Genomic DNA, 17,166 nt, shown 5'->3' with positions numbered 1-17,166 from the left:
CCGCTCGTGTACCCCGAAAGGCCTTACCGCTCGACTTGCATGTGTTAAGCACGCCGCCAGCGTTCGTCCTGAGCCAGGATCAAACTCTCCGTAAAAGACCTGCGAAACAACAACCCCGACCCCCGAAAAGAGGATCGAAGCTGCGAATCAGTCAAAGACATCAAGTCAAATCACTAGCAAAAAAACTCAACTAGCATTTCAAACAACACCCGACAACAACCACCACAAGCGGATGGCTGATACATCGAATGCTTTCACCAAAACAAAATATTTCGGCACTGACATTCATCGACACACTGTTGAGTTCTCAAAGAACACGCACACACCGTCACTACCGTTTGCACGGTAACTTCGGGGCTTACACGCTCGAACCCCAGACATGACTCATTACTTTCGAGCCTTGCCTGGGTTGTTCAGTGCATACTCCGTACAACCTCGTTGTCCCAGTCCGTGAAGACCGGGTCGGTGTCCGTGTTGCTCTGACTCGACAAAAGTTACGCGAAGACCAACGCTTACGCAAATCGCCTGGTCGGATGTAATTTTCGTGTGAACATCTGCCGCATGCCTTGATCAGACGATCGCTACGGCATCGATTTCGACCAACATCTCTTCCCTGGGCAGTCCTGTGAACACTGTGGTGCGACTCGGTAGAACGTCCCCCGACGTATGTGCCGACACGAACTGGCCGTAAGCGTCGTTCATGGTCGAGAAGTCCTCACGCTTGGTCAGATACACCCTCAGCATGACGACGTCGTCGAAGGTCGCACCGCTGGCCTCGACGATCGCTTTGACGTTCTCGAGTGTGCGGGTCGTCTGCGCGGCTACATCGCCTGGATACAGGTATTCACTGGTGGCCGGGTCGACCGGCCCCTGCCCCGAGACCTGAACGAACGGCCCCTTCCGGACTCCCTGGGAAAATGTGTGGGCAGGTGCGGGCGCACCTGTGGTGCGGATTTCGATCTTCTCACTCATTGTGTTCCTTCCTTCGAGTTCTGGTTCTGTGTTCTGTCGTCCTGGGCTTCTTGCGGGTGCCATCCCAATCCTGCGGAGATCGCCGCCGCGGCGTGCTGCACTTCGGGGAGCGTGGCAAGCACCTGCTGATGATCGAGCACCATGTCGGGCACGGACATCGATACCGCTGCCACCACATCACCGGTTCCGTTGCGTACTGCGCATCCGATGCAGTTGACGAAGGACTCGTGCTCCTCGCGGTCTTCGGCGAACCCCTGCTCGCGCACGAGGTCGAGCTCGCGAAGGTAACGCTCGGCCGTCGTGATGGTTCTTTCGGTGAACGGCGTGTAGGTGATGTTGCGTGCAATCTGCACACGCTCCGCCTCCGGCCGCGCCGAGATGAGGACCTTCCCCACAGCTGTGCAGTGGAGCGGCGCAGGCTTTCCGATTCGCGAATACATCCGCACGCTCTGCTGGGCGTCGAACTTGTCGATGTAGATGACGACGCCGGCCTCGTAGGTGGCGAGGTGGACGGTTTGGCCGGTGATCGCGTTCAGTTCGGACAAGTGCGGCCGGGCAATGCTCCGAACATCCCGCTGTTCGAGCGCATGGTTGGCGAGTTCGAACAACCTGGATCCGAGCTGATATCGGTGGTCCGCGTCGTGCTGGACGAATCTGTCGGCTTCCATCGTGCGAAGGAGCCTCAGCACGGTCGTCTTGTGGACCTCGAGAACCGACGCCAGCTCGTCGAGCGACCGCGGTCCGTCGCCGAGCAAGCCGAGCAGTGTCATCGCCCGCGCGAGACTCTGACTCATTGCGACATCTCCGGGTGGCGCGCGGCAGTGGCCGCGTAGTCCAGCCTCGCCCAATCGGCGTCGGCCAGTTCGGCCAGTTGGGTCAGCACCGTCAAGGGAAGCACCGAGGCGATGTCGTCCTGCCCGGTCAACGCACCCGCCGCGCACAGGTGACCGAACCGAACGCGCTCGACGGAACTCCTGCCCGACAGCAGTCCGGTCAGATATCCGCCCGCGAACGCGTCTCCGGCACCGATCTTCTCGACTACGTCGAGCTTCAGCGCCGGTACGTCGATCCGAGCGGCCCCCTCGAACGCCGTCACGATGTGCGCGTCGTTCTTGATCACCAGGTGATGTGGTTGCGGAAACATCTCGCGCAGCTCGGCGGGATCGGACGTGCCGAACACCAGCGCAGCTTCGTCCGCACCCATGAACACCACATCGCTTCCTCGAACATGTTCACCGAGAACATCGGTGGCTGTGTCCGGCCGAGATTTCCACAGCGCCGGCCGATAGTTCAGATCGAAGCTGACGAGAGTGGGCTGATCCATCAAGTATCTCGTCAGATCGGCGGCGGTATCGGAGATGGCCACCGTGATTCCGGTGAAGTGGATCAGGTCGGTACGGGCGACAAGGTTCGCTGCATTCCCGTCGATGTCTGTGGGCGACAGAGCACTCGCAGCCGAGCCGGCACGGAAGTAGGTCATCGCACTGTCTCGGCATGCGAGGTCGTGGCGGTCGCCGGAACCCGATCCGCGTTGCTTCACGTACATGCCAGTGGGTCGCTCGTGGTCGAGCGTCACACCGGAGGTGTCGACACCTGCCGCGATCAATTGACCGACAAGGTACCGGCCGAATCCGTCATCTCCCACTCGAGAGATCCACGACGCATCGACGCCCAATTGACCGAACACCCTGGCCACGTTGGCTTCTGCGCCCCCGGCTGTGCGGTGGAACGTGTTCGATTTCTCCAATGGGCCCGGCTCGGCAACCAGAACGACGAGGCCTTCGCCCACACACACCGCTCGTGGTGCTTTCACGTCGATCTCCTCGAACTCTTGCGGGAACGCTGACTTTCGTTGCAGACTACAAAGCATAAACACATTGCGCAACTACCGTTGCAAAATACGCAACGCATTTGCGGGTTTTCCGAGACCGAGGAGACGATCGTGATCGACACCGATGCCGTCGAGGCACTCAGCCGACGAGTGCTCGGACCCGAGTACAAGGCATTGCCACCCAGGTCATGGGGGCACACCATCGAGAGCTTTCTCGCCACGTCGCCGCGGCTCTCCGAGTTCACGACGCCCGTCCTCACTCTCGACCGAGCACGCATCGCGTCGAACATCTCGGTCATGGCCGAGTGGACTGCGCGCGCGGGAGTGCTGCTCGCACCCCACGGGAAGACGTCGATGGCCCCTCAACTGTGGAAGCAGCAGCTCGACGCAGGAAGCTGGGCCATCACCCTCGCAACCGGATGGCAAGTTCAGGCAGCACGCGCATTCGGGGTCGAACGCATCGTTCTTGCCAATGCCGAGATCGACCCTGTTGCGTTGACGTGGATTGCGGCCGAGCTGGATTCGCACCCGACATTCGAGTTCTACTGCTGGGCCGACAGCGTCGCAACGGTGCACGAGATGGACCGCATCCTCTCGACGCAAGGAGAACGGCCGGTCGCGGTCGTCGTCGAACTCGGTGGCCCGCACGGCCGAACCGGCGCGCGGACGACAGAAGAAGCGATCTCGGTGGCACGTGCGATCGCGTCGTCGCCGCGGCTGACTCTGGCCGGGGTCGGCGGCTACGAGGGCGCACTGAGCCACGACCGGACCGACAGCGGCCTCGCGGCGGTTCGGACCTATCTCGACAACGTGGCCACCCTCCATCGCGCGCTCGATGCCGAGGGGTTGTACGGCGGGCATGCGATCGTGACCGCCGGCGGCAGCGCCTACCAGGACCTCGTGGTCGAGCGGTTGCGCTCTCTCACCAACGGAGAGGGAGTACCTACCGACGTAGTGCTGCGCTCGGGTGCCTACGTGGTGCACGACGACGGCTTCTACTCGCAAATCTCACCACTCACTCCCGCCCGCACCGACGCGCCATTGATGTCGGCGATGCACGGATGGGCTCGGACGGTCTCAAGGCCGGAGCCCGGTCTCGCGCTGCTCGATGCAGGAAAGCGGGACTTCCCGTTCGACGAAGGACTGCCTGTCCCCCAATCCGTTCGAGGAACCGAGACTCTCGCCTCCGGTGCCGACATCACAGCGCTGAACGATCAGCATGCGTTCCTTCGCCTACCGGCCGAGGACAGCGGGGCACTGCCGGTGGGATCGGTGGTGCGCTTGGGGCTGTCTCACCCGTGCACCGCTTTCGACAAGTGGCGTCTCATTCCCGTCGTCGACGATGCCGACAGCGACGATCCTCGCGTCGTCGATCTCGTGCACACATTCTTCTAGAGAGTCGAAACCCCATGTCCGATATCCTCTTTCGAGGTGCTGACGTCATCGACGGCACCGGGTCTCCGCGACTGCGTCGTGACGTTCTCGTACGCGACGGAATCATCGCCTCGATCGCCGAACCCGGCACCGTTCTCGGTGCCGACAGAATCGTCGATGCGACACCTGGGCAGGTCCTGTCCCCCGGGTTCATCGACATGCATGCCCATTCCGATCTGCGTCTACTGACCGATCCCGACCACTTCCCGAAGATCAGTCAGGGTGTCACCACCGAGGTCATCGGCCAGGACGGCATCGCCTACGCTCCGATCGACGACGCGACGCTCGATGTGGTGCGGCGTCAGATCGCCGGATGGAACGGCAATCCCGTCGACCTCGACTTCTCGTGGCGCTCGGTTTCCGAGTACCTCGCTCGCCTCGACGAGGGGATCACCCCGAACGCTGCCTATCTCGTTCCCCAGGGAACACTGCGGTACCTCGCGGTGGGCCCTGATCAGCGACCGGCGACGCCGTCCGAGATCGCCCACATGCAGGAGTTGTTGGCGCAGGGCCTGCACGAGGGTGCCGTCGGAATGTCGAGCGGTTTGACGTACACGCCCGGAATGTATGCGGACACAAGCGAATTACGCGCGCTGTGCGAGGTCGTCGCCGACTTCGGTGGGTTCTACGCGCCGCACACTCGGTCGTACGGCGCGGGCGCACTCGACGCATACCAGGAGATGCTCGATCTCTCCAGGGAGACGGGATGTGCGCTGCATCTGACTCACGCGACGATGAACTTCGGCGTCAATCGGGGCAGGGCACGAGAGTTCTTGGACCGCGTCGATTCTGCGATCGCGGACGGATGTGACGTCACCCTCGACACGTATCCGTATCTGCCCGGAGCCACCACTTTGTCTGCGCTGCTACCGAGTTGGGCGATGTCGGGTGGCCCGGACCGCGCGCTCGAACGCCTCGCCGATCCGGACATGCGCCGACGCATCGCACAGGATGTCGACGTCGACGGGTCCGACGGCTGCCACGGCGTTACCGTCGAATGGGAGACCATCCAGCTCAGCGGAGTGGCGAATCCGGAGCTCGATCGCTACGTCGGGCGCACGATGTCCGATATCGCGGCCGAGGCGGGTCGATCACCCGTGGACGTGTTCTTCGACTTCCTTCGCCGAGACGCGCTGGCCACCACCATCCTGCAGCATGTCGGACACGAGGAGAACGTGCGCGAGATCATGGCGCATCCACGTCATATGGGCGGCAGCGACGCGATCCTTGTCGGCGAGAAACCCCACCCCCGCGCCTGGGGAACGTTCCCCCGCTACCTGGGTCACTACGTTCGGGACGAGCAGTTGCTCTCGCTCGAGGACTGCATCAATCACCTGACCGGTCGTCCCGCTGCGCGCCTCCGCCTGCGCGCCCGCGGCACGATCGCCGAAGGGCACGCAGCCGACCTCGTCCTGTTCGACCCGGCAACCGTACGCGATACCGCCACGTTCGAGAATCCGAAACAACAGGCCGACGGCATCAGCCACGTGATGGTCAACGGTGCCTTCGCTATCGACGATCGCCGCCCCACGCACTCTCTGGCAGGCCGTGCCCTGCGGATAAATCCCACTGGAAAGCAGACATCGTGAATGCACTGACCACCATTCTGGAGGACCGCGCACTGTCGGTGGTCCGTGCGCCGCACATCTCCGATCCTGCGGCGTTGGCGAATGCGCTCTCGCGCGGCGGGATTCGGGCCCTCGAATTGACCTTCACCACGCCCGGCGTGCTGGCACTGCTCCGCGCGGCATCGAACGCGGGTGCGGTCGTCGGTGCCGGCACCGTCCTGACCGCCGATCAAGCACGGTCGGCGATCGACGCGGGAGCCTGCTTCGTGGTTACCCCCGGGCTGCGGCCCGACGTTGCCACGATCGTGACCGACGCCGGGATCCCGCTGATGATGGGCGCGCTCAGCCCGTCGGAGGTGATGACTGCCCTCGATCTCGGAGCGGATGCCGTGAAGATATTTCCGGCTCGGGCCGTCGGGCCCGCGTATTTCAAGGATCTGCTCGGCCCCTTCCCCGACGCGAAACTCGTTCCGTCCGGCGGGGTCAACGCAGGAAACGCCGCTCAGTTCCTGACATCCGGTGCCGTCGCAGTGACCGCAGGCACCGATGTGGTTCCACCGGCGTCGGTTGCGGCCGGCCAGTGGGGCGACATCACCGTGCGAGCACAGGCGTTCGTGGCGGCTATCAATGCAGACATCAAGGAAGGCTCGTCATGAATTCTGTCGTCGACTGGCTGCGAACCTCAACGCCAGGCCTACTCGTATTGTGCGGCATTGCAATTGCGGTACTGCTCATCGTCATCATCAAGGTCAAGCTCGAACCGTTCATCGCACTTCTCATCGTCGGCCTCGGCTTGGCTCTGGCTGCCGGCTTGCCCGTCAACGAGATAGTCGGCACCGCCATCAAGAGCAACGAATCGCTTCTCGAAACCGGATTCGGGGGCATCCTCGGGCACATCGCAGTGATCATCGGACTGGGCACGGTCCTCGGCGCGATTCTCGAAAAGTCCGGTGGCGCGCAGGCACTGACCGCCAAGCTACTGGGCGTCTTCGGGGAACGCGGAGCACCCATCGCAATGGGACTGCTGGGCTTGATCTTCGGCATTCCGGTGTTCTTCGACATCGGCATCTTCGTATTGGCACCGCTGGTGTACGTGGCGGCGCGCCAAGGCGGAAAGTCGTTGGTGCTCTATGCGCTGCCGATGCTGGCAGGGTTGTCCATGACGCACGCCTTCTTGCCACCGCACCCGGGACCGGTCGCCCTCGGTGGTCTGCTCGAGGTGAACCTGGGGTGGCTCATCCTGTTCGGATTCATCTGCGGAATACCAGGATTCATCGCCGCCGGCCTGGTGTGGGGTAACTGGATCGGCAAACGCATCATCGTCGACGTCCCCGAGGACTTCATCAACGACGGAAACGATGCGAGCACCACCGAGGGTGGAGGAGCGGGCACGGTCGCGACCAAGCGCCCGGTCGTCACGACGCCACCGTCGGTGGGCACGATCGGAGCGATCATAGCCGTTCCGCTGGTCCTGATCCTCGGTGCCACGTTCGGCAGCATTCTGCTCGATCCCGGCAACCTACTCGAGGTGCTCACGTTCTTCGGTACGCCCGCCGTCGCGCTGCTCATCGCAGTACTGATCGCGTTCTACGTTCTGGGCATTCGACGTGGATCCACGGTCCAGGAACTCAGCAAGCTCACCGGTGAGTCACTTCGCCCGGTGGGCATGTTGCTACTCGTCGTCGGAGCGGGCGCATTTTTCGGGAAAGTCATCTCGGCCACGGGCATCGGCACCGCGTTGGCCGACACCATGGCGGCCGCAGGTCTTCCCATCATCGTGTTGGCGTACATCATCAGCTGTGCGCTGCGCGTGGCGCAGGGCTCGGCAACCGTGGCCATCGTGACGACCGGCGGCATAGTCGGGCCCCTGGTCGCAGCCCAGGACTACTCGGCTCCGGCCGTCGCGCTGATCGCCATGTCGATCGCAGCGGGCTCGATCATCGCCAGCCACGTCAACGACGGCGGCTTCTGGATCATCGCGAAATTCTTCAATCTGACCGTCAAGCAGACGCTGCAAACGTGGACGGTCCTCGAGACGATTCTGTCCGTGGTCAGCTTCGCCGTCGCGGGAATTCTGTTCGCAATCATCGCCTAGAGCCAGTGGCGCGACTGTGTGCCCTCGGCGGCACTCAGTCGCGCCACTGCGTCCGCACTTGATCACCGACGAAATGTGTGTTCTCGGCGGACATTTCCCGGCTTCCCGACCGCCCGACGAGGTCATCGATCCGATCGTCCAAGCTGTGCGCGCGGGCCATCGCGTCGGACGTGCGCGCCTCGGTCTCCGACGACTCGACCACATTCGCGAGTCGAACCAGCGCGGCCACCCGTCCGGTCAACTGCCTCCACACCACTTCCAGTGCGCCACGCCGGGATTCGACCTGCGCTGCGGTCTCTTCGTCGACCATCGTCTCACCGATCCGATTCAGCTCGGTCGCTACCGTGCGCAGCGACGCGGCATCGACCGCGATTTCGGTGAGTTCGACGAACAGGTCCAACTGATTGCGTTGGATCTCGAAATACGTCGACTGCCATGCCGGCGACCGACGCACCCGGTCGAACGAAGTGCCCGCGAGGAACAACAGAGTGTCGTAGCGATCGACGAAGCGGTCGTCTTTTCGATCCACGAACTGATCCACCAGTCCTGTGGCCCACTCGACCCTGTCGGCCACCGGAGTTTTGCGCGCCAGCGTGCTGACCCGATCCGTGGCCGAGTCCACCAGAGACAGACCTCGCTCGGCAATCGGGCCGAACTTCTCCGGCGCAGGCGTCCTCGTCAACGCATCGAAAATCGCATCCCGTTGGTCCAGATCGAGGTGCACACCTTCTCGGCGCTCTTTTCGCGCCGCGCGTACTCCGGTGGCGTAGTGCCGATTGGACATCACCACGGTGGTGCGGTGGTGATGGACGCGTTTGCTCAACTCGGCAGCTCGAAGTTTGTACACCAGAGCCGATCCGGGCTTGCTTGTCGTGTCCTTGGCGAGCCACCGATCGCGTTCGTCCACCAGATTGCGGAGCGCGCCGAATCCCCCGATCGACGGCAGCGAGCGTCCCGCATGCCATCGATTGATGAGAACAGCTCGGGTGGCCTCGTCCACGCGCCCGGCCGCGATGGCGACCGCGGCCACGTCGGACAACGGTTCGGAATGTCCGGGCAACCGGCAGCGGGCGCAGCGGCTGTGAACCTCGTCGTCGAATCGGGCACGCTGCTCGGCCGACCCACTGCCATCGAACTCGGACATCATCTCTCCTAGGTCACGTCCAACCGTCGCTGGTCCGCTCACCTTCGAGTGTTCCAGAAGTTCAGATTCGTCCGCTCAGCGATTGTTCGGTCTGCGGCTTCTTCTCGGCCAGCAACGTGCGCGCCACGTCGAGCCCCTCCCAGACGTTCCACATCAGGACGCCCTGGACGACGGCGTCGTCGTCGAGGTAGTACACGACGCCTTCCTTGCCGACCGTCTTCCAGTCCTCGATGACATTCAGCGTCGTGGACACCGTGCCGATCGCCTGATATCCGTCGTCGTACACGTCGGAATAGAAGTACGGGGTGTACGTGTGGGGATCTGCGGCACCGGCCATATTGCGTCCTGCGGCCTTGCCCATTTCGGTCGCGTTGTCGACATGCTCGATGCGTCGGCGACCGAGAACGGCGTCGGGGTAGTTCGCCACATCACCTGCGGCGTAGACGTGTTCGTCCTCGGTCCGGAGGAACTCGTCGACGATCACTCCGTCGTCGACTGCCAGCCCCGCAGATTCGGCCAGCTCTGTTTCGGGTCGCACACCGAGTCCGAACACGACTCCGTCCGCCTCCACGGTCGAACCGTCGTCGAGTTGAAGTTGCACGCGCGCCGACGCCTCGGCCCCTGACACGACCTTCGTTCCCCGGCGCACAGTGACGCCGTGGCCGGCGAAACCCTTGTCGAAGCCGGCAGCCAGGGTCGGCGGAAACATGTGTCCTCCGAGTACGGCATCCGAGGTGACCAGTGTGACCTTCACATCCTGAAGAGACAACGCAGCTGCAATTTCGGTGCCGATGTATCCGCCCCCGACCACAGCGATGTGATCGGCGGTCTTCGTGAGCTCGCGCAGCGCTCGGTAGTCGGCGAAAGTGCGGAAGTACACCACGCGGGGGCTGGGAGGCAGTTCGATCCGGGTCGGCGTTGCACCCGTTGCCAGGAGGAGTTTGCCGTACTCGTGGCGTTCTCCGGATTCGGTGGTGACCGACGAGTTCGAGCGGTCCACCGAGGCGACTCGAGTTCCGGTGTGCACCTCCGCACCGGTGTCGGAGGCCGTGTCCAGCGAGACCTGATCGCGGCCGAAATCCGGATCGGTCCACAGCTTCTTCGACAGCGCCGGGCGGGTGTACGGCGCGTCGGGGTCTGCGCCGAGTATGCCGATGGAGCCTGACGCGTCCTGCTCGCGGATTCCGCGAGCAGCGCTGTCCGCAACCATTCCCCCGCCGATGATCAGGTAGTCGTAACGCATCGTTCACTCCTCGAAAGTTGCCGTCGTTCGCTTCCGTAGGTACCCGAACAACACGAGAAGAATCCTTCGAGCCTTCACCCCTCGAGAACCCGCAGGTCGGGGAACCGACCGGACTGTATGCAGCATCACACCCCGAAGAGGTTGGCCCAGGCCCGCCCAGTGGGCATCTTGGTCTGGGCGACGAAACATCGTTTTTACACGGGTCGAGCTGTAACGGTTCCGGCCGACCGAACGACTCACACCTCAGGACGCGAACAAAAGGAGACGATGTGACTGTTCAGATCGATTCGCTCGCAATTGGCACCGACAGTGCCGACATCGCGACAGCTGACGTCGACCAGCTCTTCGACGAAGTTTCAATGCTCGACGGCACCATCCTCGACGCCATCGAGCGTCGTACCCGCCTGGCGCGCACGCTTGCTGCGGCAACGTCCGGCGCCACCGAGTCGGACCAGGCAGCCGACCCCTACGCAGACCTCGGCAACGACGGCCACGTCTTCACGCGCATGCTGTCACGCCTCGCGCAGATCACGCGATAACTACACGCCCCCTTCAGCTTCGCAGTCCGCGACCCCGTCGAGCACCCGCTCGGCGGGGTCGCGTCGTGTCGGCACATCCACAACCCGATGACTTTTCGGATCGACCGCTGTCAGTACGAGCAAGACCGTTGTTCGACGGTCCGAAGCAGCAAGTTCTTCCGGAAAAGGTGTGTATCCATGTCCCGTTTGTTGTTCGCCAACATGCCCGTCCGCGACGTCGTCGCCACCCGCGCATTCTTCGAGGGTCTCGGATTCGAGTTCAACGATGTGTTCAGCGACGAGAACTGTGCCTCGATGGTCGTCAGCGACCAGGCAACCGTGATGTTCCTGTCCACCTCTCGGTTCGAGGACTTCATCTCGGACTCGATCTGCGACACGGGCTCGGCCCGGGAGGTGCTGATGTGCGTCTCTGCCGACAGTCGCGAGGAGGTCGATTCGCTCACCGACGCGGCGATCGCCGCGGGTGGATCGAAGTGGATGGAACCCCAGGATCACGGGTTCATGTACGGCCGGGCGTTCCGAGATCTCGACAATCACGTGTGGGAAGTGATGTGGATGGATCCGTCGGCCGTGCCGCACGGCTGACCTATCTTGTCGCCCTAGAGGCGGTCGGGCAAGCCGAATCGATCGAACAGAGTCAGATCGAAGAAGCAGGCCACGTGCCCGACCCCTCTGGCATCGACATCGAGAACATGCAGCTGAAAGGCCCGGTGCACATCGTCCTCTGCCAGCATGTACAGCCCGTACGCAGGTTGACCGTTGGCGGAGGTGGCCACCATCCGCATATCGCCTGCTCCGTTTGCGGGGCAGTTGTTCCGGATAAGAGATCCGATCGTCTCGCCACCCTGATACCACCCGACGAACGGCGGCATTTCCCATACTGCGTCCGAGGTGAACAGCGTGACCAGTCGATCGATGTCGTAGCTCTCGAAACACTCCACGTACTGGGTGAGAAGTTTCTGTAGTTCCGCGGATTCGATGGGCTCGACGTTGTCGAGCTCGGGCGCGATCTCGTCGAGACGCTCCCGTGCTCGCTGCAGGAGGCTGTTGACTGCGGTCGTCGTCGTGGCGAGAGCTTCGGCAACCTCCGACGCTTTCCACTGCAACACTTCGCGCATCAGCAGCACCGCGCGTTGCCGAGACGACAGATGTTGCAGCGAGGCGACGAAGGCGAGCCGTACGGATTCTTTCGCCACCACGATCGAGGCGGGATCGCTCGCATCCGCAAGTTCGCAATCGGCGATCGGCTCGAGCCACGGAATCTCGTTGTTCTGCACCAGTTCGTCGGTGGGACCTGAACTCGGTGCGCCCAGACCCGTCGGCAAAGGACGCTTCGCCCGGCCGTCGAGAGCGGTGAGGCAGGTATTGGTTGCGATTCGGTACAGCCATGTGCGCAGGGACGATCGGCCCTCGTACTTGGCGTACCCCCGCCACGCGCGAATGTACGTCTCCTGCAACAGGTCCTCGGCGTCGTGGATCGACCCGCTCATGCGATAGCAGTGTGCGAGCAACTCACGGCGAAAGGGATCGAACTGCTCGACGAAGTCGTCCTTCTGTTCCGAGGCCACGGTCATGCGGTAGAGCGTAAACCGGACACCGTCGCACCACAGCTCGAATGCGCGCCGCCGAAAGGATCGGCGACACTTCTGCGTTAACCTCGGCATCGTGACATCGGCAACGAGTATCGACGACTTGGTCGAAGAGCTGTACCTGCAGCGTCGTCGAGCGTGGGAAGCCGCTCTCGTCACCGCGCAGAATTTCCTCGAGACCATCGCCGACGAGATTCTCGAGGACGTCGATCGAGACCGATTGAACGCGCAGATGGCACGCATCAAGGACCCGGGCAGATCGGCCGACAAACTGCGCCGGTATCTCTCCGAGGGCCGCATCACCGAACCGACCGACGCCGATGCCGTCGCCGAGGCGTTGCCCGATCTCGTCGGCGTCAAGGTGCTGTGCAAGACCCCGCGCGATCAGCTGACGTTCGTCGCTGCGCTCGAGCGTGCGTGCAACGACCCGGAATGCTCCGTGCGGTTCGCGCAACCACCCACCGACTACGTCGCCTTTCCCAAGCCGAGCGGCTACCGCGCGTATCACGCCGTGCTGGTCGTTCGAGTTGCCACTCACCAGGGCGATCTCGACGTGAAGGTGGAAGTCCAGGTCAAGACGCGCCTGCAGGACGCCTGGGGCGAGCTGACACACGAGGACATGTACAAGCCCGGTGAGGCACTGAAGCCGACCAAGAAGCACACCGACTACGCCGCGCACATGGCCCACCTGCTCGATCAGGTGGATGCGATGGCCGACGATCTGGCCGCGCAGCTCGACTCGTTGACGGCAGCGTCCAAGGACGGCGGCGTGCTCGCGGCCGACCCGATTCCGAAAGATCCGGACTTCATCAGTGCCAGGGTCACCCGCACCGGCCCACGTTATGCACTCGCCGTCGGACCGGACGGCCGCAGAGGCCTCGTTCCCGCCCGATCGGTGAAAGCAGTCATCGGCTCGACCGACAGAATTGCCGTCAACGATTACCTCGAAGTGGGCGACTTCATCGATGTGGTGGTCGAAGACTCCGAGGATGCGCTCTACTATCACCTCACCTCGCAGCCGCCCCGACGCAAGCCTGCGAAAAAACGCAAGCGCTGACCGGCGGTTCTCAGGAACGTCTCACGTCGGTCCGGTAGACATGCCTTCTCGTGACCACTACCGAGAACTCCACGGTCGTCACCGATGCCGACAGTGTCGACACAGCGACCGACAGAACAGCGACCGACGAAACAGGGACCACAGACCGGCACGCGAAACTCCGTTCCGCCGAGACAATGGTGCCGGCCGTCTCGTTCGCCGTGCTGACGACCCTGTACGCGGTGATGTCCGTCCTCGGCCATCGCCAGCTCCGCACCTCCGGATTCGACCTGGGCATATTCGTCCAGCAGATCGCGTCGTACTCGCAGTTCCGGGCGCCGACATCCGACCTGCTCGGCACCGGCTACAACACGCTGGGTGACCACTTCTCCCCCATTACCGCGTTGCTGGGGCCTGTCTACCGGCTGTTCCCGCACGCCGAGACGCTGCTGATAGCGCAAGCCGTGTTGTTCGCACTCGCCGTGATTCCGATCAGCCGACTGGCGGTGCAGAAGTTCGGCACGATCGTCGGCATCGTGACCGCCGCGGCGTTCGGACTGTCCTGGGGCGTCCAGGCTGCGCTGAACTTCGACTTTCACGAGGTGGCCTTCGCGATGCCGCTGCTGGCCATGTCGATGGTCGCGCTGGTTCGGCAGCGCTGGCTGCCGGCCTTGGCCTGGGCACTGCCGCTGGTCTTCGTGAAAGAGGACATGGGTCTGACAGTGATCGTCGTCGGGGCGTTGGTGGCGCTGTGGACGACCGGACGAACCCGCATCCTCGGTGCGCTGACGGCTGTCTGGGGACTGACCTGGATGGTGCTCGCGGTCAAGGTGATCGTCCCGGCCCTGAGCTCCGACAACTCGTACGACCAAGGCTCGAAACTGCCCCCTCTGGGCGAAGGCATCGCCGATACAGCGCACGGTCTGGTTGCCGGCGATTCGCGGGCGGCCACGGCGTTTCTGCTGCTCGCGGTCACCGGCTTCTTCGCTCTGCGCTCTCCGCTACTGCTGATCGCGGTCCCGACGGTGGCATGGCGTTTTCTCAGTGACAACACGAACTTCTGGAAGCCGATCTATCACTACAACGCGATCCTCATGGTCATCGTGTTCGTCGCCTTGCTCGACGCGTTCGCGCGCAGCCACCGGCACGGTCAGCTCAGCGAACGCGGCCGGCACTACATCGTCGCGTTCGTAGCCGCGTTCACGGTCGTCGCATTGCCGTTCCTGCCCATGTCACGCGTGGTGCACGCCCAGGAATGGACGATCGATCCGCAAGCCGAGACCGTCCGAGAAATCTCCGAGTGGATTCCTGCCGATGATCGAGTTGCGGCGTCGAACAATCTGGTGGCCCAACTCGTCGCCGACCACGACGTGTCGGTCTTTCCGCAGCGCACGACCGATTCGACCGTCCCGGATTGGATCGTCGTGAACCGCGAACGGCCGCCGGGTTGGCCGACGGACCAGACCGGTGATCGTCAGGCGATCAGCCGCGCGCTGGCGAGCGGATACGACGTCGTCTTCTCCGTCGACGGAATAGAGGTCCTGCACCGCGAGTGACTGCGCACGATTAGTCTTCGACCAGTCGACCTTTCGCTCGACGCATCGTGACGACAAAGGCAAGGCAGGTACAGGACATCGACGCTCGAATCGGCGATCTCGGCGCCACCAAGACCGCATCGAAGCGCTCACCGTGGAGTCGGAAGAATCCTTACCGCGCGCAGGTTCTGAGCAACAGTCGCCTGTCCGGTCCGACATCCGCAAAAGAAGTTCGACACTTCGAGATAGCGCTGGGCGAGAGCGGCATCGTCTACGAGGCCGGCGACGGGTTCGGCGTCAAACCCGTCAACGCCGCAGCACTGGTCTCCGCCGTCGTCGACCGCCTGGGAGTGCCGGCCGACACGGCCGTCCACACGAAATCCGGCGAGATCACCCTCGCACAGGCGCTGACGACGGAGTACGAAATCGGCATTCCGTCCATGGATCTGATCGAGGCCGTCGCCGAACGGGCCGGTGACGCCGAGCTCGATCACGTTCTGCAGAACGGTGACCGCGCATCGTTCGACGCCTGGACCTGGGGTCGGGATGTCGTGGACGTTCTCGATCTCGATCGGTCGGGGACGTTCGATCCGGCCGAGTTCCTCGGTTTGCTGCGTCCTCTGCAGCACCGGGTCTACTCGATTTCCTCGTCGCCGATCGCGCACGAGGGCACCGTCCATCTGACCGTGTCCACGGTTCGATACCGGTCGGCCGAGCGTGATCGCGGCGGCGTCTGCTCGACGTATCTGGCCGATCGCATCGGGGACGGGCATCAGGCGGGAGTGTTCCTGTCCGCCAACAAGTCGTTCCGCCTCCCGTCCGACGACACCCCGATCATCATGATCGGGCCGGGAACGGGAGTGGCACCGTTCCGCGCGTTTCTGCACGAACGTCGCGCCCGCGGCGCTGCAGGCGAGAACTGGCTGTTCTTCGGCGATCAGCATCGATCGAGCGACTTCCTCTACGAGGACGAACTCGCCGATTTCGAGCGCAGCGGTCTGCTGACGCGACTCGATCTGGCCTTCTCTCGCGACCAGCACGAGAAGATCTACGTACAGCACCGCATGTGTGAGGCGGGAAAGCAGCTGTACGGGTGGCTCGAAGCGGGCGCGCACCTCTATGTGTGCGGCGATGCGACGCGCATGGCCAAGGGCGTCGACGAGGCATTGCACGAGATCGTCGCCGAACACGGCGGCCGCTCCCCCGACGCCGCCGAGGACTATGTCAACGAGCTCAAGCAATCGAAGCGCTACCTGCGCGACGTGTACTGACGCGGTTTCTTGTCGGACCCCCTCGCTACGGTCTCGAGTACAGGCATCAGTTCTCGTCCGAGAAGAGGGTTCGCACCGTGACCGCACTGCAGAACGGCCATTTCGACTCCACCACCGCGCTCGCGTGGGCCACGTTCACCGAAAACCTGCATGCGCGTCTTCGGACCTTGCCGCGGCGCGATTACATCACGGTGTCCGCCGCTCAGGCGAGCCCCGGCGAGCGTGGGTTGCGCCCGTACATCGACGTGGCGGCGACGGACAGCGGCGTGCTGGTGTCGGTGGCAGCGCTGCCGTCCCTGCTGTACCCGGATGCCCCGGACGCAACGGCAATGGATGTGCAGCTCCTCGATTGCGGTTGGCTGGATCGAGGCAAGCCGGTCGCAGACGGGTCGATCATCGATCTCACGCGAACCGACACCCGAGCCGATGCTGCGCTCGTCGCGGAGATGATCACGCGCGCGTTCCGCGAGATCTGGAACGTCCCACATCCGTCGTTCCTGAGCGTATGGAGCGTGGCGGCCGACGGAGCATCGTCGGGGCCGGTCGACCTGCAACGCGGGTCCGTCGGTCGCACGACCGGCGCAGCGACCGAGAGTCCCTCGGAGACATCCGACGACGTTCCTGCCGAGCTGAGGTCACTTCAGGCGCTGTGCCAGTTGATCGGTCGGCGCGTCGACGCGCACACCGTTCGATCGGTGTGCGCCGACGGCGATATCGACGCGTTGACAGTGCGGGCACTGTCGCTGCATCGATCGGCCGCTGTTCGCGCTCGCCCCGACGACACGAATGGGAAGAACTCGGTCGCGGTGTGGAAGAACCTTGCCCGCACCTGGCTCCTGGTCGCACACAGCATGGACGCGGTGACGAGGGCAGACCGACACGCGTGCCGGTGACGACGAGGATCCGACG

The 17,166-nt window shown here is 63.5% G+C and carries 15 protein-coding genes, 1 rRNA gene and 1 pseudogene; 10 read left to right on the top strand and 7 right to left on the bottom strand.

What is annotated here, in order from left to right:
* From CH291_RS18685 to CH291_RS18670, 4 genes are all read right to left on the bottom strand, one after another.
* Window positions 1-95: ribosomal RNA gene (locus tag CH291_RS18685) — 16S ribosomal RNA — on the bottom strand; the annotation flags it as partial.
* 475 nt (window positions 96-570) lie between these two features.
* Window positions 571-972 carry a RidA family protein gene (locus CH291_RS18680; RefSeq protein WP_068050854.1) on the bottom strand — a complete coding sequence of 134 codons (402 nt, stop codon included), beginning with the start codon at window positions 970-972 and terminating at the stop codon, window positions 571-573.
* On the bottom strand, window positions 969-1,766 hold the full coding sequence (locus CH291_RS18675; protein WP_094640027.1) for an IclR family transcriptional regulator: 798 nt from the start codon (window positions 1,764-1,766) through the stop codon (window positions 969-971). The genes CH291_RS18680 and CH291_RS18675 overlap by 4 nt, the downstream gene beginning before the upstream one ends.
* Window positions 1,763-2,785 carry a sugar kinase gene (locus CH291_RS18670; protein ID WP_256980901.1) on the bottom strand — a complete coding sequence of 341 codons (1,023 nt, stop codon included), beginning with the start codon at window positions 2,783-2,785 and terminating at the stop codon, window positions 1,763-1,765. The genes CH291_RS18675 and CH291_RS18670 overlap by 4 nt, the downstream gene beginning before the upstream one ends.
* 129 nt (window positions 2,786-2,914) lie before the next feature.
* On the opposite strand from CH291_RS18670, the gene CH291_RS18665 reads away from it, so the two are divergent.
* The 4 genes from CH291_RS18665 to CH291_RS18650 are packed head-to-tail and all read left to right on the top strand — an operon-like array spanning window position 2,915 to window position 7,900.
* Entirely contained in the window at window positions 2,915-4,198 is a 1,284-nt protein-coding gene (locus CH291_RS18665) for an alanine racemase (RefSeq protein ID WP_094688313.1), read from the top strand.
* Between the two features lie 14 nt (window positions 4,199-4,212).
* Window positions 4,213-5,826, top strand: a complete 1,614-nt coding sequence (locus tag CH291_RS18660) for an N-acyl-D-amino-acid deacylase family protein (RefSeq protein ID WP_094688312.1) — start codon at window positions 4,213-4,215, stop codon at window positions 5,824-5,826.
* Window positions 5,823-6,461, top strand: coding sequence for a bifunctional 4-hydroxy-2-oxoglutarate aldolase/2-dehydro-3-deoxy-phosphogluconate aldolase (locus tag CH291_RS18655; protein WP_094688311.1), 639 nt, complete (start codon window positions 5,823-5,825; stop codon window positions 6,459-6,461). Before CH291_RS18660 ends, CH291_RS18655 begins: the two co-directional genes overlap by 4 nt.
* On the top strand, window positions 6,458-7,900 hold the full coding sequence (locus tag CH291_RS18650) for a GntP family permease (protein WP_037191035.1): 1,443 nt from the start codon (window positions 6,458-6,460) through the stop codon (window positions 7,898-7,900). Before CH291_RS18655 ends, CH291_RS18650 begins: the two co-directional genes overlap by 4 nt.
* A gap of 34 nt (window positions 7,901-7,934) precedes the next feature.
* Here CH291_RS18650 and CH291_RS18645 read toward each other — a convergent pair whose 3' ends face one another.
* Window positions 7,935-9,044, bottom strand: a complete 1,110-nt coding sequence (locus CH291_RS18645; protein ID WP_143545951.1) for a hypothetical protein — start codon at window positions 9,042-9,044, stop codon at window positions 7,935-7,937.
* 61 nt (window positions 9,045-9,105) lie between these two features.
* Window positions 9,106-10,287 carry an NAD(P)/FAD-dependent oxidoreductase gene (locus CH291_RS18640; RefSeq protein WP_094688309.1) on the bottom strand — a complete coding sequence of 394 codons (1,182 nt, stop codon included), beginning with the start codon at window positions 10,285-10,287 and terminating at the stop codon, window positions 9,106-9,108.
* Between the two features lie 269 nt (window positions 10,288-10,556).
* Between CH291_RS18640 and CH291_RS18635 the strand changes: the two genes are divergently transcribed.
* Window positions 10,557-10,826 (top strand): hypothetical protein, encoded by a 270-nt coding sequence (locus tag CH291_RS18635; protein ID WP_094640019.1) that lies wholly within the window; start codon window positions 10,557-10,559, stop codon window positions 10,824-10,826.
* A gap of 177 nt (window positions 10,827-11,003) precedes the next feature.
* On the top strand, window positions 11,004-11,411 hold the full coding sequence (locus tag CH291_RS18630) for a VOC family protein (protein WP_094640018.1): 408 nt from the start codon (window positions 11,004-11,006) through the stop codon (window positions 11,409-11,411).
* A 14-nt stretch (window positions 11,412-11,425) separates the two neighbouring features.
* Here CH291_RS18630 and CH291_RS18625 read toward each other — a convergent pair whose 3' ends face one another.
* The gene (locus CH291_RS18625) at window positions 11,426-12,400 is read right to left on the bottom strand and encodes a sigma-70 family RNA polymerase sigma factor (protein WP_094688308.1); all 975 of its coding nucleotides are present in this window, start codon (window positions 12,398-12,400) and stop codon (window positions 11,426-11,428) included.
* A 91-nt stretch (window positions 12,401-12,491) separates the two neighbouring features.
* On the opposite strand from CH291_RS18625, the gene CH291_RS18620 reads away from it, so the two are divergent.
* The 4 genes and pseudogenes from CH291_RS18620 (at window position 12,492) to CH291_RS18605 (ending at window position 17,150) form a co-directional block, all read left to right on the top strand.
* Window positions 12,492-13,472 carry a GTP pyrophosphokinase gene (locus tag CH291_RS18620; RefSeq protein ID WP_094640016.1) on the top strand — a complete coding sequence of 327 codons (981 nt, stop codon included), beginning with the start codon at window positions 12,492-12,494 and terminating at the stop codon, window positions 13,470-13,472.
* A 50-nt stretch (window positions 13,473-13,522) separates the two neighbouring features.
* Window positions 13,523-15,007, top strand: a complete 1,485-nt coding sequence (locus tag CH291_RS18615) for a DUF2079 domain-containing protein (protein ID WP_094688307.1) — start codon at window positions 13,523-13,525, stop codon at window positions 15,005-15,007.
* A 107-nt stretch (window positions 15,008-15,114) separates the two neighbouring features.
* A pseudogene (locus tag CH291_RS18610) lies at window positions 15,115-16,257 on the top strand (sulfite reductase subunit alpha); the annotation flags it as partial.
* 77 nt (window positions 16,258-16,334) lie between these two features.
* Window positions 16,335-17,150, top strand: a complete 816-nt coding sequence (locus CH291_RS18605; protein WP_094688305.1) for a TY-Chap domain-containing protein — start codon at window positions 16,335-16,337, stop codon at window positions 17,148-17,150.
* The last annotated feature ends 16 nt before the right edge of the window (window positions 17,151-17,166 follow it).

Origin of the sequence: Rhodococcus sp. 14-1411-2a (assembly GCF_002259485.1) — a bacterium.
GTDB lineage: Bacteria > Actinomycetota > Actinomycetes > Mycobacteriales > Mycobacteriaceae > Rhodococcoides.
The sequence above is the reverse complement of the archived record's forward strand: the minus strand, read 5'-3'. Positions and strand labels throughout refer to the sequence as shown.